The 15130-nt window shown below is 61.7% G+C and carries 12 protein-coding genes; 4 read left to right on the top strand and 8 right to left on the bottom strand.

Annotated features, from left to right (window positions below; translation table 11 throughout):
• Positions 1-47 precede the first annotated feature (47 nt).
• Positions 48-1193 (top strand): PilT/PilU family type 4a pilus ATPase, encoded by a 1146-nt coding sequence (locus CDO35_RS17390; protein ID WP_099525931.1) that lies wholly within the window; start codon positions 48-50, stop codon positions 1191-1193.
• Here the strand turns inward: CDO35_RS17390 and CDO35_RS17385 are convergent.
• On the bottom strand, positions 1159-2046 hold the full coding sequence (locus CDO35_RS17385; protein WP_099525930.1) for a TIGR03915 family putative DNA repair protein: 888 nt from the start codon (positions 2044-2046) through the stop codon (positions 1159-1161). The genes CDO35_RS17390 and CDO35_RS17385 overlap by 35 nt on opposite strands.
• Positions 2046-3257 (bottom strand): putative DNA modification/repair radical SAM protein, encoded by a 1212-nt coding sequence (locus CDO35_RS17380; RefSeq protein WP_099525929.1) that lies wholly within the window; start codon positions 3255-3257, stop codon positions 2046-2048. Before CDO35_RS17380 ends, CDO35_RS17385 begins: the two co-directional genes overlap by 1 nt.
• 148 nt (positions 3258-3405) lie before the next feature.
• Here CDO35_RS17380 and CDO35_RS17375 point away from each other — a divergent pair, with 148 nt between their 5' ends.
• Positions 3406-3804, top strand: a complete 399-nt coding sequence (locus CDO35_RS17375) for an NINE protein (RefSeq protein ID WP_099525928.1) — start codon at positions 3406-3408, stop codon at positions 3802-3804.
• Between the two features lie 147 nt (positions 3805-3951).
• Here CDO35_RS17375 and ntrC read toward each other — a convergent pair whose 3' ends face one another.
• The 5 genes from ntrC to glnA form a co-directional block, all read right to left on the bottom strand.
• Positions 3952-5385, bottom strand: coding sequence for a nitrogen regulation protein NR(I) (gene ntrC, locus CDO35_RS17370; RefSeq protein WP_099525927.1), 1434 nt, complete (start codon positions 5383-5385; stop codon positions 3952-3954).
• Positions 5382-6470, bottom strand: a complete 1089-nt coding sequence (glnL, locus tag CDO35_RS17365) for a nitrogen regulation protein NR(II) (protein WP_099525926.1) — start codon at positions 6468-6470, stop codon at positions 5382-5384. The genes ntrC and glnL overlap by 4 nt, the downstream gene beginning before the upstream one ends.
• 190 nt (positions 6471-6660) lie before the next feature.
• Entirely contained in the window at positions 6661-7278 is a 618-nt protein-coding gene (locus CDO35_RS17360; RefSeq protein ID WP_099525925.1) for a DUF4124 domain-containing protein, read from the bottom strand.
• A gap of 5 nt (positions 7279-7283) precedes the next feature.
• Positions 7284-7850: a DUF4124 domain-containing protein gene (locus CDO35_RS17355; RefSeq protein WP_099525924.1), complete on the bottom strand. Its 567-nt coding sequence runs from the start codon at positions 7848-7850 to the stop codon at positions 7284-7286.
• Positions 7851-8126: 276 nt separating this feature from the next.
• Entirely contained in the window at positions 8127-9533 is a 1407-nt protein-coding gene (glnA, locus tag CDO35_RS17350; protein WP_017675827.1) for a glutamate--ammonia ligase, read from the bottom strand.
• 328 nt (positions 9534-9861) lie between these two features.
• Here glnA and thiI point away from each other — a divergent pair, with 328 nt between their 5' ends.
• Positions 9862-11316 (top strand): tRNA uracil 4-sulfurtransferase ThiI, encoded by a 1455-nt coding sequence (thiI, locus tag CDO35_RS17345; RefSeq protein WP_099525923.1) that lies wholly within the window; start codon positions 9862-9864, stop codon positions 11314-11316.
• A 284-nt stretch (positions 11317-11600) separates the two neighbouring features.
• Entirely contained in the window at positions 11601-13424 is a 1824-nt protein-coding gene (gene typA, locus CDO35_RS17335; protein WP_092378185.1) for a translational GTPase TypA, read from the top strand.
• Positions 13425-13595: 171 nt separating this feature from the next.
• On the opposite strand, the gene gbcA is transcribed toward typA, so the two are convergent.
• Positions 13596-14888, bottom strand: a complete 1293-nt coding sequence (gbcA, locus tag CDO35_RS17330) for a glycine-betaine demethylase subunit GbcA (RefSeq protein ID WP_099525922.1) — start codon at positions 14886-14888, stop codon at positions 13596-13598.
• Between the last annotated feature and the right edge of the window lie 242 nt (positions 14889-15130).

Genomic DNA, 15130 nt, shown 5'->3' with positions numbered 1-15130 from the left:
GCAGATGGCTGCCGAACGGCATTGCACACGAAGCGGCGAGAACGACGATGGAATTCGAAAAACTACTGCGCCTGATGGTCGAAAAAGGCGGCTCCGACCTGTTCATCACCGCTGGTGTCCCGCCGTCGATGAAGGTCAACGGCAAGATCATGCCCGTGACCAAGAACGCCATGTCGCCGGAGCAGACTCGCGAAACCGTGCTCGGCGTGATGAACGAGGCGCAACGCCGTGATTTCGCCGAGAACCATGAGTGCAACTTCGCTATCAGCGCCCGTGGTATCGGTCGTTTCCGCGTTAGCGCCTTCTACCAGCGCAACCTGGTGGGCATGGTGCTGCGTCGGATCGAGACGACCATCCCGACCATCGACGAACTCAAGCTGCCGGAAATTCTCAAGAAACTGGCGCTGACCAAGCGCGGGCTGGTGCTGTTCGTCGGTGCCACGGGCACCGGCAAGTCGACCTCTCTGGCGGCAATGATCGGCTACCGCAACAGGAACAGCAGCGGTCATATCATCTCCATCGAAGACCCGATCGAGTACATCCACCAGCACCAGAGTTGCATCGTCACTCAGCGTGAAGTGGGCATCGACACCGAGTCGTTCGAAGTGGCGCTGAAGAACACCCTGCGTCAGGCGCCGGACGTGATCCTCATCGGTGAGGTGCGGACCCGCGAGACCATGGATCATGCCGTGGCCTTCGCCGAAACCGGTCACCTGTGTCTGGCCACCCTGCACGCCAACAACGCCAACCAGGCGCTGGACCGCATCATCAACTTCTTCCCGGCTGATCGGCAAAACCAGGTGTGGATGGACCTGTCGCTCAACCTCAAGGCCATCGTCGCTCAGCAGTTGATTCCAACCCCAGATGGTAAAGGTCGCCGCGCGGTAATCGAGGTGCTGATCAACACCCCGCTGGCTGCCGACCTGATCCGCAAGGGCGAAGTGCACGAACTCAAGGGTTTGATGAAGCGCTCCACCGAACAGGGCATGCAGACCTTCGATCAGGCGCTGTACAACCTCTACACCCAGGGCGAGATCACCTACGAAGATGCGCTGCTCTACGCCGACTCGGCCAACGACCTGCGCCTGATGATCAAGCTCGGTTCGGAAACCGATGGCGATCACCTGACCAGCATGGCCCAGGGCCTGGCGCTGGAGGTCAGCGAGGAAGATCCGGGGCGTCGCTTCCGCTGACGCTGGCTGACGGGGGACGCGCTGCGTCCCCCTCGTTTATCTGGGCGATGCGTTTGCCCTTCCTGCCGGCCAGCACCAATGCCTGGCCATCGCGCTGCGCGCCAGCGCGTGCTTCGCTCATCAGTTGGGGAATCAGCGGGCCTTCCGGCAGGTGCTTCCAGAACCTCAATGGCAGATGCTGCTGCATCACTGTGCGGTTGAGCCGCGCCGGGTTGAAGGTGCTGCCGTAATAGGCGCGCCACAGCGCCTGGCCGTCATCCTCGGGCTGTTGCGCCCAGGCTTGCCACTGCGCTGGGCAGCGGCGCTCATGCTGCAGGTGCTGGCCATCCCAGTACACGCCGTCACGCGGCGTCGCGATCAGCCAGCTGTGTTTGCCCAGGCGTTCGGCGAAGTGCCCGCTGGCCGAGGCGAGAATGTCATGCGCGGGTTCGAACCAGGCGACGAAGTCCGGCGCGTCAGGGATTTTGCATGGCTGGAAACGCACGAAGGCATGCAGATGATGCGCCTCGCGGCGCACCGCCTTGAGCCGGCGATGCAGCTCGCTGCCATCGGGGTCGCCGGCCAGCACGGCGCTGCGTTCACCCTGCACGAAGCGCCAGAGCACGCGGTAGAGCAGGCTCCAACGTTCATCGCCGCGGTACTGGGCGGCGCTTTCCAGCAGATCGAGCAGTTCGGGGGAGACGCGCAAGCGGCCGCTAGGCTCCGGCGCGCCCTCGGCGGGCTGATCGAACAGGCTGGGTGGGGCCTCCTCGTCCAGCCATTGCAACTGGTGCGGGGCCAGGCCTTGCAACAAGGCGCGGCGTGCGGCCTGGCGCCAGGTGGCGAAGCTGCCGTCGAAGCGCAGACTGTGCATCACCACAACGCCATCTGTGCCGGGGTGTCGCGTAGCTGCTGACGCAGCACCACGGATTCGTGTTCGGCGCGCGGTGGCCGGTAGTCCTGAGTGACGATGAAGGGTTTAGCCTTTTCCAGTACGCAGCGCAGGCGGGTCAGGTCTTCGTAGCGGATACGCCGTTCCCGCCGCAGCGCGCCCAGGCGTCGTGCGCTGAGCACGCCGATGCCGGGCACACGGGCAATCAGTGATTCGTCGGCGCGGTTGAGATCGACGGGAAACTGCGCGCGGTTGGCCAGGGCCCAGGCCAGCTTGGGGTCGATGTCCAGCGCCAGGTTGCCAGGGCCTGCGAGCAGCTCCGTGGCGCTGAAACCGTAGCCGCGCATGAGGAAGTCGGCCTGGTACAGGCGATGCTCGCGCAGCAGCGGCGGCGCCTCGAAGGGCACGGTTTTCGGGCTCTGAGGAATCGGGCTGAAGGCCGAGTAGTAGACGCGGCGCAGGCGGTAGTCGTGATACAGGCTCTGGGCGTTGTGCAGGATGGTGCTGTCATCGGTGGCGTCGGCACCGACGATCATCTGCGTGCTCTGCCCGGCCGGGGCAAAGCGCGGCGCGCGGCGTTCTTCCTTGGCCTCGCGCTCGCCGAGATGAATGCTGTGCATGGCCTGGTGGATGCTGCCGACGTTCTTTTCCGGTGCCAGGCGTACCAGGCTGGTTTCGGTGGGCAGCTCGATATTGACGCTGAGGCGATCGGCATACAGCCCGGCCTCCGCGATCAGTTCCGGCGCGGCATCGGGAATGGTCTTGAGGTGAATGTAGCCGCGGAACTGGTGCTCCTGGCGCAGCAGCTTGGCGACGCGGATCAGCTGCTCCATGGTGTAGTCCGCCGAGCGGATGATGCCGGAGCTGAGGAACAGGCCACTGATGCAATTGCGCTTGTAGAAGTCCAGGGTCAGCGTCACCACTTCCTCGGGCGTGAAGCGCGCACGCGGCACGTCGCTGGAACGACGGTTGATGCAGTATTGGCAGTCGTACAGGCAGAAGTTGGTCAGCAGAATCTTCAGCAGCGCCACGCAGCGACCGTCCGGTGTATAGCTGTGACAGATGCCCATACCGTTGGTCGAGCCGATGCCGTCCTTGCCCTTGGAGCTGCGCTTTGGTGCGCCGCTGCTGGCGCAGGAGGCGTCATACTTGGCGGCGTCGGCGAGGATGGTGAGCTTTTCGATCAGTTGCATGGCAGGCCATATCTATACTGTTTTTTTATACAGTATATGGGCTCCGTACAGCTATCAAGTCATTCGTTGTGTCGTGTCGCCTCTGAGCGCGTGAAACCTTATGTCTGCAGGCAGCGTCTGAAGCTATATGTCTATCAAGGAGTTCGCCATGCAACGACCCGATACGCACAGCAAGCTGATCGGCTACCTGTTGTGGATCTTCGGTTTCCTCGGTTCGCACCGTTTCTACTACGGCAAACCGGTCACCGGCACCATCTGGTTCTTCACCCTCGGCCTGCTGTTCATCGGCTGGATCATCGACCTGTTCCTGATTCCTGCGATGGATCGCGAGGCCGATCTGCGCTTTACCGCAGGTGAAACCGACTACAACGTGGCGTGGATTCTGTTGACCTTCCTCGGCGTGTTCGGCGTGCACCGCATGTATCAGGGCAAGTGGATCACCGGGATCATCTACTTGTTTACCGGCGGCCTGTTCCTGATCGGCGTGCTCTACGACTTCTGGACGCTGAACACGCAGATCTCGATCAAGAACGCGCAACGCGGTTGAGCCTGTCTCAATAGGCGGTGCGCGCGGCGCACCCTACGGTCGTCGCGCTCTGGGTAGGGTGCGCTGTGCGCACCACCAATGGCCGGCCACTGACTGCAAATAAAAAGGGCATCCCGTGGGATGCCCTTTTTCGTAACGCTGGCGGGATCAGTCGTCGCTGTCGTCGTCGTCCCCGCCGTCGACCTTCATGCCCAGCTCCTTGATCTTGCGAGTCAGGGTGTTGCGACCCCACCCCAACAGCAGGGCGGCATCGCGGCGGCGGCCGGCGGTGTGCTTGAGTGCAGTCTCGATCATGATGCGCTCGAAAGCCGGTACGGCGCTATCGAGCAGGTTGGACTGGCCACGTGCCAGAGCTTGGTCGGCCCACAGGCGTAGCGCCTGCTCCCAGTTGGTCACTGGGGCAGCGTCCTGCGGTTGGGTCAGCAGCTCAGGCGGCAGGTCGTCGACATGGACTTCGCGACCGGAGGCCATGACGGTGATCCAGCGGCAGGTGTTCTCCAGCTGGCGCACGTTGCCTGGCCAGGGCAGGTGCTTGAGGTAGTCCTCGGTTTCGCTCTTAAGCAGCTTGGGTTCGACCGACAGTTCCTGCGCGGCACGGGCGAGGAAATGGTGAGCCAGGGTCGGGATATCCTCACGGCGGTCGGCCAGACGCGGAATGTGGATGCGAATGACGTTGAGACGGTGGAACAGGTCTTCGCGGAACTTGCCGGCGGTCACCAGGGTTTCCAGGTTCTGGTGGGTGGCGGCGATGATGCGCACGTCCACTTTCACCGGGGTGTGACCACCAACGCGGTAGAACTCGCCATCGGCCAATACGCGCAGCAGGCGTGTTTGGGTGTCAGCTGGCATGTCGCCGATTTCGTCGAGGAACAGGGTACCGCCATCGGCCTGTTCGAAACGGCCGCGGCGCTGGTTGGCCGCGCCGGTGAAGGCGCCTTTCTCGTGGCCGAACAGCTCGGACTCCATCAGGTCCTTGGGGATCGCCGCCATGTTCAGCGCGATGAAGGGCGCGGCAGCACGCGGGCTGTGGCGATGCAGGGCATGCGCTACCAGTTCTTTACCGGTGCCGGATTCGCCGTTGATCAGCACGGTGATATTGGAGTGGCTCAAGCGGCCGATAGCGCGGAACACCTCCTGCATCGCCGGTGCTTCACCGATGATTTCCGGGGTGCGCGCCTGTGCCGCCGGTACGGCCAGGCTCTGCTGTTCCTGGGCATGCTGGAAGGCGCGCTTGACCAGTGAAACGGCCTCATCGACATCGAAAGGCTTGGGCAGGTACTCGAAGGCGCCGCCCTGGTAGCTGGCTACCGCGCTGTCCAGGTCCGAATGCGCGGTCATGATGATCACCGGCAAGCGTGGATACAGCTCGCGGATGCGTGCCAGCAGGTCGAGGCCACTGGCGCCGGGCATGCGGATGTCGGAGATGATCACGTCCGGCTGTTGGCGGGTCAGGCGGGCGAGTACACCGTCGGCACTGTCGAAACTCTGGGTGGTCATGCCTTCCTGTTGCAGGGCCTTTTCCAGTACCCAGCGGATGGAACGATCGTCGTCGACAATCCAGACGGTTTCACTGCGGCTCATGGCGTGGGCGCTCCTTGTTCCAGCGGTAGGAAGATCGAGAATACGGTGTGGCCGGGATAGCTCTCGCACTCGATCAGGCCCTGGTGCTGACTGATGATGTTCTGGGTGATGGCCAGGCCCAGGCCGGTGCCGTCGGCACGCCCGCTGACCATGGGATAGAAGATGGTTTCCTGCAGCTCAGGCGGGATGCCGGGGCCGTTGTCGATGATCTCGACCTTGACCACCAGGCGGTGGCGGGTGTGGCCGATGGTGAACTGGCGCAGGGTGCGGGTACGCAGGCTGATGCGCCCGAGGCCCATGTCGTGCTTCTGCCCGGCGATGGCCTGCATGGCGTTGCGCACGATATTGAGCACGGCCTGGATCATCTGCTCACGGTCGATCAGCAGATCCGGAATGCTCGGGTCGTAATCGCGCACCAAGGTGATGCTGCCTTGGCTTTCCGCCTCGATCAGGTTGGCGACGCGCTCCAGCACCTCGTGCACGTTGGTCATCGACAGCGACGGCAACTTGTTCGAGCCGAGCATGCGGTCGACCAGGTTACGCAAGCGGTCGGCCTCTTCGATGATGACGTTGGTGTAGTCCTTGAGCTCTTCGTTGGGTAGTTCGCGCGACAGCAGTTGTGCTGCGCCGCGAATGCCACCGAGTGGGTTCTTGATTTCGTGGGCCAGGCCGCGCACCAGCAGTTTGGTGGTTTCCTGCTTGGACAGCTGCGCCTCTTCCTTGGTGATGCGCAGCAGGCGGTCGCGCGGGTGCACCTCCAGCAGCAGCAGGGTCTCGCCCATGCTGAACAGCGGCGTTACCGCGTAGTCCACGGTCAGCGTCTGGCCGGTGACCGAGGTCAATACGGCTTCGCGCTTGTTGAATGGGTGCGCCTGTTCCACCGCCTGGCGCAAGGATGACAGCGCCTCGGGCGATTCGGTGAACAGGTCGCTGATGAACTGACCGTGGCTGCGTTGGCCGCTGACGGCCAGGAGCATCTCCGCCGCCGGGTTCATGTACTCAAGGCACAGCTGGCTGTTGAGCAGCAGGGTGGCGGTGGTCAGGTTGTCGAGTAGCAGGCGGTGCAGCGCGTCGTTGATGGTCATAGGCAGTGCGTTCCGGCGATAGGCAGGAAAATGCAAGAAGCAAACCAAGGCCCCGAAAAGACGCATTATTTGTGCGGTCTGCCAGGTTTTGGTGGTGCTGCGGCGCGACTGGGTAAAGAAAAGCGACCCAAAACAGGGAGAGCTTAGGAGGTGGTGCGTGAGATTGCACCATTAAGGTGCGATATGCTTTTCAGAAGAAAGGAAGGATGCTGACCTCTTCCTTGGGCTTGTCTTTCAGTGGGCATTCGGGGCGCACGCCGTATTCGTCCTTCTTGCACGGATTGACCTTGCGTTTCTGCGCCAGGGTCATGCGGTGCATATGAAAGGGTTGCGCGGGGGTGCGCTCGACGATTAGCCCAGCGGAGTCGATGATTTCTGCCACCAGTTGGTGCGTGCCGCGGTCGACGTGCTGCAGGGAAAAGACCGGGCTGCGGCTGATCTCGCCCTGGGGCGCGCCGTCGAGCAGCAGTCGGTAGCTGTGGCCGGGCAGCAGGCCCGGCTCGCTATTGAGGGTGACGATCATGTCGCCGGAACCGTTATGGATCGAGGCGTCCGGCTCCGGCACCAGAATGCGCAGCAGCTGATAGTGCACGGTCGGTTTGCTAACCGCAGGTGGCGGGGCCATGCGCACCGTGGGCGGGGTCTGGCTCATTTGCGCGCTGTTGGACGGCGCGAGCATCACCCGTTCGGCATTGCTGCTGCGCGGTTTGTCAGTGAAAACGCGGTTACCTTCAGCATCGATATAGGTATAGACCTGAGCCGAAGCTGCTTGGGTGATGAACAGCAGGCAGAGCAGCAGTGTACGCATCGTGATCAGTTCGCAGGTCTTGGGGTCGGACGCGGTGGCGTGACAGGTGGGCGGGCAGGGCTGTTGACGCTGATGCGCTGCACGGTAAAGGTTTCGGTGGCGCTCTGCTGGATGATGCGGTCACCCAAGACCACTGCCACCGCCAGGCTGTGTTCGCCGCGCTCGACATTGGTCAGCTGCAGGCTCGGTACGTTGCTGGCCTGGCCGTATGGCTCGCCATCGAGAATCAGCCGTAGCTGGTGGCCGGGTTGCAGACGTGGCTGGATGTTCACCCCGACGACGAAGGTGCCGTTGTTGGCGCGCATGGCTTCATCATCCGGGATACCGGTCAGGCTCAACACGGAGTAAAGGGCCGCGCTCTGTGCTGAGGTGTCGCCGCTGGTGTCCGCAGGAATGCTGGGCGTCTGCATCTCCACCGTATTGGTTGGCGGCAGATTGACGCTCTCGGCGGCCGTGCCATCCGGTGGCTGATTGGTGAAGACCGTGTTGCCGTTGGCGTCGGTGTATTTGTAGATCTGCGCACTGGCCGGCAAGGCCAGGGCAAGCAGCAGGCAGGCGAGTAGCGGGCGCATGGGCCGATCCTTCCGCGGATGATGCGCTAAGCCTTGCACTGCTGGCGGTTCCTGGCAAGCGCAGGGCGCCATGGCTGTGATGTTTGGCTACAAAAAGTGGACTCGGATCTGCCGTAGGAGCGAGCGTCGCGAGCGAAGCTCTTCAGGTCGCCAGGTTCGCTCGCGATGCTCGCTCCTACAGGGCATGGTGCCGCTGCGTGTCCATAAAAAAGCCCCGCCAGGCAGAACCGGGCAGGGCTTTTGAAACGCGCCGCACGAGGGCGGCGCGAGACTGGCTTAGACGCTGTAGTACAGGTCGTATTCCAGCGGGTGTACGAAGGTACGTACCTTGATTTCTTCTTCGGATTTCAGCTCGATGTAGGCATCGATGAAGTCGTCGGAGAACACGCCGCCCTTGGTCAGGAACGCGCGGCCCTTGTCCAGCTCTTCCAGGGCTTCTTTCAGGCTGCCGCAGACTTGCGGGATCAGCTTGCCTTCTTCTGGTGGCAGGTCGTACAGGTTCTTGTCGGCCGCATCGCCTGGGTGGATCTTGTTCTGGATGCCGTCGATACCGGCCATCAGCAGAGCAGCGAAGGCCAGGTACGGGTTGGCAGCCGGGTCCGGGAAGCGCGCTTCGATGCGGCGGGCTTTCGGGCTGGCAACGTACGGGATACGGATCGAGGCGGAGCGGTTGCGAGCCGAGTAGGCCAGCATCACCGGTGCTTCGAAGCCCGGAACCAGACGCTTGTACGAGTTGGTCGACGGGTTGGTGAAGCCGTTCAGGGCCTTACCGTGCTTGATGATGCCGCCGATGAAGTACAGAGCGGTCTCGGACAGGCCGGCATAGCCTTCACCAGCGAAGGTGTTCTTGCCGTCTTTGGAGATCGACATGTGCACGTGCATGCCCGAGCCGTTGTCGCCGTACAGCGGCTTCGGCATGAAGGTGGCGGTCTTGCCGTAGGCGTCGGCTACGTTGTGCACGCAGTACTTCAGGGTCTGAACTTCGTCAGCCTTGGCGACCAGGGTGTTGAACTTCACGCCGATTTCGTTCTGGCCGGCAGTGGCCACTTCGTGGTGGTGCACTTCGACGACCAGGCCCATTTCTTCCATGGCGTTGCACATGGCAGTACGGATTTCGTGGTCGTGGTCGCACGGCGGAACCGGGAAGTAACCGCCTTTGACGGCTGGACGGTGGCCCTTGTTGCCGCCTTCGACGTCGCCGTCGGTCATCCAGGAGCCTTGCTCGGAGTAGATCTTGAACATCGAGCCGGAGATGTCGGACTTGAACTTCACTTCGTCGAAGATGAAGAACTCGGGCTCCGGGCCAACGAATACGGTGTCACCGATGCCGGTGCCTTTGAGGAACTCTTCAGCGCGCTTGGCGATGGAGCGCGGGTCGCGGTCGTAGCCTTGCATGGTGCTCGGCTCGATGATGTCGCAGACCAGGATCAGGGTCGGCTCTTCGGTGAACGGGTCCAGAACGGCGGTATCGTCTACCGGCATCAGGATCATGTCGGAGGCTTCGATGCCTTTCCAGCCATGAATGGAGGAGCCGTCGAACATTTTGCCGTGCTCGAAGAAATCGTCGTCCAGGGCGTCACGGGCCGGCATGGTCACGTGGTGCTGCTTGCCCTTGGTATCGGTGAAGCGCAGGTCTACCCACTTCACGTCGTGTTCTTTGATCAGTTGAACAGCCTTAGACATGTTGTCCTCCAGGTGGAAAAGGCTCTTATCGATAAGCCTTGAAGATGCGGTGAAGCCCGGCGGGATAGTCCTCCAGGGCGACCTGCCTCACAAGGGAGCAAATTGCATGCCAGTGCCCTTTATTGGGCAGAAGCCACGAAACTCAGGTGCTGCGGCGTCTGCGCGGCAATTCACCAGAAATATTTGCACCATTTAAGGGCCTTTAATTTCGCAAAAGATCCATTTTGGTGCGTCATATGGGTGGTGCAGTATTTTTGGTCAAAGCTTGAACAATTTCCGCTATAATCCGCGCCCCTGTTTTTTCGTCCCCCAAGCGGGCGCTCTATTCATGAAGCTCATCGTCAAAGTTTTCCCGGAAATCACCATCAAGAGCCGCCCGGTGCGCAAGCAGTTCATCCGCCAGTTGGGGAAGAACATTCGCTCCGTGCTGCGCGATCTTGACCCCGAACTGCGGGTGACCGGTGTCTGGGACAACCTCGAGGTCGAAACCGATCTGGACGATCCCAAGCTGCTTGCCGAGATGACTGAACGCCTGCGCAACACGCCGGGTATCGGTCTGTTCCTCGAGATCAATGAATACCCGCTGGGCGATCTGGACGACATCACCGAACACTGCAAGCGTCATTACGCCGAGCAACTGCCGGGCAAGATTTTCGCCGTGCGCTGCAAGCGCGGTGGCAAGCACGGGTTCTCCTCCATCGACGTCGAGCGTCATGTCGGTTCGCGCCTGCGTCTGGAGTGCGGCGCTGCCGGCATCGACCTGAAGAAGCCGGACGTCGAAGTGCGCATGGAGATTCGCGACCAGCGCCTGTTCGTGGTGCACAACCGTCATGAAGGCCTCGGCGGTTACCCGCTGGGCTCGCTGGAGCAGACCCTGGTGCTGATGAGCGGCGGCTTCGACTCCACCGTGGCGGCTTACCAGATGATGCGTCGCGGCCTGGTCAGCCACTTCTGCTTCTTCAATCTCGGTGGTCGTGCCCACGAATTGGGCGTGATGGAAGTGGCGCACTATATATGGCAGAAGTTCGGCCGCTCGCAGCGCGTGCTGTTCGTCAGCGTGCCGTTCGAGGAAGTGGTCGGCGAGATTCTCGGTAAGGTCGACAACAGCCAGATGGGTGTGATCCTCAAACGCATGATGCTGCGCGCCGCCACCCGTGTTGCCGAAAAACTGCAGATCGAAGCGTTGGTCACCGGCGAGGCGATCAGCCAGGTGTCGAGCCAGACTCTGACCAATCTGGCGGTGATCGATTCGGCGACCGACATGCTGGTCATGCGCCCGCTGATTGCCAGCCACAAGCAGGACATCATCGACACCGCCACGCAGATCGGTACCGCCGAGTTCGCCAAGAACATGCCCGAGTACTGCGGCGTGATCTCGGTCAACCCGACCACCAAGGCCCGTGGCTATCGCGTGGAGAGGGAGGAGGCCCAGTTCGACATGGCCATCCTCGAGCGCGCTCTGGAGCGCGCCACCCAACTGCCCATCGACCGCGTGATCGACGAGTTGGGCAAGGACGTGCAGGTCGAGGAAGTAGGTGAAGCGCTGGCTGGCCAGATCGTCATCGACATCCGTCACCCTGACGCTGCCGAAGACGAGCCGTTGGACGTGCCGGGCATCGAGGTGCAGGCGCTACCGTTCTATGCGTTGAACAACAAATTCAAGGAACTGGATGAGAACCGCCAGTACCTGCTGTATTGCGACAAGGGCGTCATGAGCCGCCTGCACGCCCACCATCTGCTGAGCGAGGGACATGCCAATGTGCGCGTTTATCGTCCGGCATAGAACGCCGGGGTTGAATGGCGGCAGTATCCGCCATCGCCCTCCCGACCCGGGGCACCTCTAAAAACTACCTGCGTTGTCATTGCTGCGTTAAAAACAAGCTCAAAATGCTCACATAGCTCGTAAAGTCGAGCGCGACTCCGACCGTTTTTCGCTTGTTTCTGCCTTGCACTGACTGCCTCGCCTACGTTTTTAGAGGTACCCCGATCAGCTCGCTGATCCCAGTTTCTTCATATTCGTCGTCCAGGCTGGGCGACACACCGAATCCTCTGATCGAGATACACACAGTGATCGAAAATCTACGCAACATCGCCATCATCGCCCACGTCGACCATGGCAAAACCACCCTCGTCGACGCCCTGCTGCGTCAGTCCGGCACCCTGGAACGTAACGAGCTCAACGACGAGCGCGTGATGGACAGCAACGACCAGGAAAAAGAGCGCGGCATCACCATTCTGGCGAAGAACACCGCCATCAAGTGGAACGACTACCGCATCAACATCGTCGACACCCCCGGCCACGCCGACTTCGGTGGCGAAGTTGAGCGCGTAATGTCCATGGTCGACTCCGTACTGCTGGTGGTTGACGCCCAGGACGGCCCGATGCCGCAAACCCGCTTCGTGACCAAGAAGGCCTTCGAAGCCGGCCTCAAACCGATCGTCGTGATCAACAAGATCGACCGTCCGGGCGCGCGTCCTGACTGGGTCATGGATCAGATCTTCGACCTGTTCGACAACCTCGGCGCCACCGACGAGCAACTGGACTTCCAGGTCGTCTACGCCAGCGCCCTGAACGGCATCGCCGGTCTCGACCATGAGAACATGGCCGAAGACCTGACCCCGCTGTACCAGGCCATTGTCGACCACGTACCGGCCCCGAACGTCGACCTAGACGGCCCGTTCCAGATGCAGATCTCCGCACTGGACTACAACAGCTTCCTCGGCATCATCGGCGTTGGCCGTATTGCCCGTGGCAAGGTCAAGCCGAACACCCCGGTCATTGCCATCGATGTCGACGGCAAGAAGCGTAACGGCCGCGTCCTCAAGCTGATGGGCCACCACGGCCTGCACCGCGTAGACGTCGAAGAAGCCACCGCTGGTGACATCGTCTGCGTCAGCGGTATGGATCAGCTGTTCATCTCCGACACCCTGTGCGACATCAACCACGTCGAAGCGATGAAGCCGCTGACCGTTGACGAGCCGACCGTCTCGATGACCTTCCAGGTCAACGACTCGCCGTTCTGCGGTAAAGAAGGCAAGTTCGTCACCAGCCGCAACATCAAGGAGCGTCTGGACAAGGAGCTGCTGTACAACGTGGCCCTGCGCGTTGAAGAAGGCGACAGCGCCGACAAATTCAAGGTCTCCGGCCGTGGTGAGCTGCACCTCTCGGTACTGATCGAAACCATGCGTCGCGAAGGCTTCGAAATGGGCGTTGGCCGTCCGGAAGTGATCATCCGCGAAGTCAACGGCGTCAAGCAGGAGCCGTTCGAGAACGTCACCATCGACATCCCTGAGGAGTCCCAGGGCAAGGTCATGGAAGAAATGGGCCTGCGTAAGGGCGACCTGACCAACATGTCGCCGGACGGCAAAGGTCGCGTGCGCCTGGAATACAACATCCCGGCTCGCGGCCTGATCGGTTTCCGTAACCAGTTCCTGACCCTGACCAACGGCGCCGGCATCCTGACCTCGATCTTCGATCGTTACGACACCGTCAAGCCGGGCAGCATGTCTGGCCGTCAGAACGGCGTACTGGTCTCGATCGATACCGGCAAGGCGCTGACCTACTCCCTGGAAACCCTGCAGGCGCGCGGCAAGCTGTTCGTCGAGCACGGCCAGGAAATCTACAACGGTCAGATCGTCGGCCTGAACAGCCGCGACAACGACCTGGGCGTGAACCCCACCAAAGGCAAGAAGCTCGACAACATGCGTGCTTCGGGCAAGGACGAAACCATCGCCCTGGTGCCGCCGGTTCGCTTCACCCTGGAGCAGGCTCTGGAATTCATCCAGGATGACGAGCTGTGCGAAGTGACGCCGAAGTCGATCCGTCTGCGTAAGAAGATCCTCGACGAAGGCGAGCGCACCCGCGCTGCCAAGAAAGCCAACAAGGCCTGACGCTTAGCGACTAGCCTCGGCTGTAAATGAAAAGCCCCGCCAGAACGATCTGGCGGGGCTTTTTGTTGTGGATGCTGTTAGCTCGGTAGGAGCGGCTTCAGTCACGCTGCGGCCGACAGGCCAGCAACCCATAAGCTGCCAGCCCGATCACCACCAGCAGGCTCAGCGTCATCACTCGCCTGCCACCTGGCGCAGCGATTGCGCTGGGGTGTCGCCGAGGTTGTTGAGCAGGCGCTCGCTGTACCAGTCGAGGAAGTTGATCACGCCGAACTCGTAGGTCTTCGAGTACGGGCCTGGCTGGTAGGCGGTGGAGTTGATGCCGCGCTGATTTTCCTCGGCCAGGCGGCGGTCCTGGTCGTTGGTGGCGTCCCATACCTGGCGCAGGCGGGCGACGTCGTAGTCGACGCCTTCGACGGCGTCCTTGTGGACCAGCCACTTGGTAGTGACCATGGTTTGCTGCGCGCTGATCGGCCACACGGTGAAGACGATCAGGTGGTCGCCCATGCAGTGGTTCCACGAGTGCGGCAGGTGCAGGATGCGCATGGAGCCCAGGTCAGGGTCGGTTATGCGGCCCATGAGTTTCTTGCAGCCCTGCTTGCCGTCCATGGTCATGGATACGGTGCCCTTGAGCAGGGGCATGCGCACGATGCGGTTGCGCAGGCCGAAGCTGGCGTGAGCGTAGGGGATCTTGTCCTTGTCCCAGCGGGTGGTGCACTCGGCGACCTGATCCTTGAACGCCTGGCTGGCGCGTGGATCGGTGACGTCATCCCATTCCAGCAGGGTGTTGAGCAGTTCCGGGTGCGAACCGTTGCAGTGGTAGCACTCGCGGTTGTTCTCGATCACCAGCTTCCAGTTGGCCTTTTCCATCAGGGTGGTCTGCACGGCCACCTTGGTGTTCTCCATGTCGTACGGTTCCATGTAGTGCGCCAGGGTGGCGAGGAACTCGTCGATGGCCGGCGGGTTTTCCGCCAGGGAGATGAAGATGTAGCCGCCGGCGGTTTTGCACTGCACCGGCTTCAGGCTGTAGTCCTTGAGGTCGAAGTCAGCGCCCATTTCAGTGCCGGCGAACAGCAGGCGGCCGTCCAGTTCGTAGGTCCACTGGTGGTAGGGGCAGACCAGCTTGGCCACCTTGCCCTTGTCGCTCACGCACAGGCGCGAGCCGCGATGGCGGCAGACGTTGTGAAAGGCGTGGATCTGGCCTTCAGCGCCGCGAATGACCAGGATCGGGTTGTCGCCGATCTGCAGGGTGAGGAAGTTGCCTTTGGCCGGAATCTCGCAGGTCATGCCGGCGATCAGCCATTCCTTGTGGAAGATCTCCTGCATGTCGACCTGAAACAGGCGCTCGTCGCTGTAGAACGGCTGCGGCAGGGAGAATGTACGGTCGCGATCATGCAGCATCTGCGCAGTGGCCTTACGCGCGGGTTCCAGCGGGTCGCCCAGGCTCAGATTTTGGGTGCAGTCCATGGTGGCTCCTCATTGGCGGGCGCCTCGCGCCTGCCGGAAATAGTGGCTGATACGGTATATGCCGCAAGGTCTCGATCAATCGCTGCTGCCTGCAATGGGCGTGCATGCTTGGTGAGCGGAGTGTGGAGCCGGCACAAGGTGAAACCTTATCCATGGGCGACATGGCCAGATTTGTTTCCGACGCGCCAGGCCCCGTGCTATCGGGCAGGTCGCGATAAGCATGCGGATGTCGCAGGTAGATA

Origin of the sequence: Pseudomonas sediminis (assembly GCF_002741105.1) — a bacterium.
Taxonomy (GTDB): Bacteria; Pseudomonadota; Gammaproteobacteria; order Pseudomonadales; family Pseudomonadaceae; genus Aquipseudomonas; species Aquipseudomonas sediminis.
Note: the sequence above shows the minus strand (reverse complement) of the source record. Positions and strands in the feature narration are given on the sequence as shown.

Excerpts from the sequence above, each read along its gene's own strand:
- glnA (WP_017675827.1), bottom strand. The coding sequence starts at position 9,533 with ATGTCTAAGGCTGTTCAACTGATCAAAGAACACGACGTGAAGTGGGTA.
- CDO35_RS17355 (WP_099525924.1), bottom strand. The coding sequence starts at position 7,850 with ATGCGCCCGCTACTCGCCTGCCTGCTGCTTGCCCTGGCCTTGCCGGCC.
- CDO35_RS17380 (WP_099525929.1), bottom strand. The coding sequence starts at position 3,257 with ATGCAACTGATCGAAAAGCTCACCATCCTCGCCGACGCCGCCAAGTAT.
- glnL (WP_099525926.1), bottom strand. The coding sequence starts at position 6,470 with ATGACCATCAACGACGCGCTGCACCGCCTGCTACTCGACAACCTGACC.
- CDO35_RS17385 (WP_099525930.1), bottom strand. The coding sequence starts at position 2,046 with ATGCACAGTCTGCGCTTCGACGGCAGCTTCGCCACCTGGCGCCAGGCC.
- ntrC (WP_099525927.1), bottom strand. The coding sequence starts at position 5,385 with ATGAGCCGCAGTGAAACCGTCTGGATTGTCGACGACGATCGTTCCATC.
- CDO35_RS17360 (WP_099525925.1), bottom strand. The coding sequence starts at position 7,278 with ATGCGTACACTGCTGCTCTGCCTGCTGTTCATCACCCAAGCAGCTTCG.
- CDO35_RS17375 (WP_099525928.1), top strand. The coding sequence starts at position 3,406 with ATGCAACGACCCGATACGCACAGCAAGCTGATCGGCTACCTGTTGTGG.
- gbcA (WP_099525922.1), bottom strand. The coding sequence starts at position 14,888 with ATGGACTGCACCCAAAATCTGAGCCTGGGCGACCCGCTGGAACCCGCG.
- thiI (WP_099525923.1), top strand. The coding sequence starts at position 9,862 with ATGAAGCTCATCGTCAAAGTTTTCCCGGAAATCACCATCAAGAGCCGC.
- CDO35_RS17390 (WP_099525931.1), top strand. The coding sequence starts at position 48 with ATGGAATTCGAAAAACTACTGCGCCTGATGGTCGAAAAAGGCGGCTCC.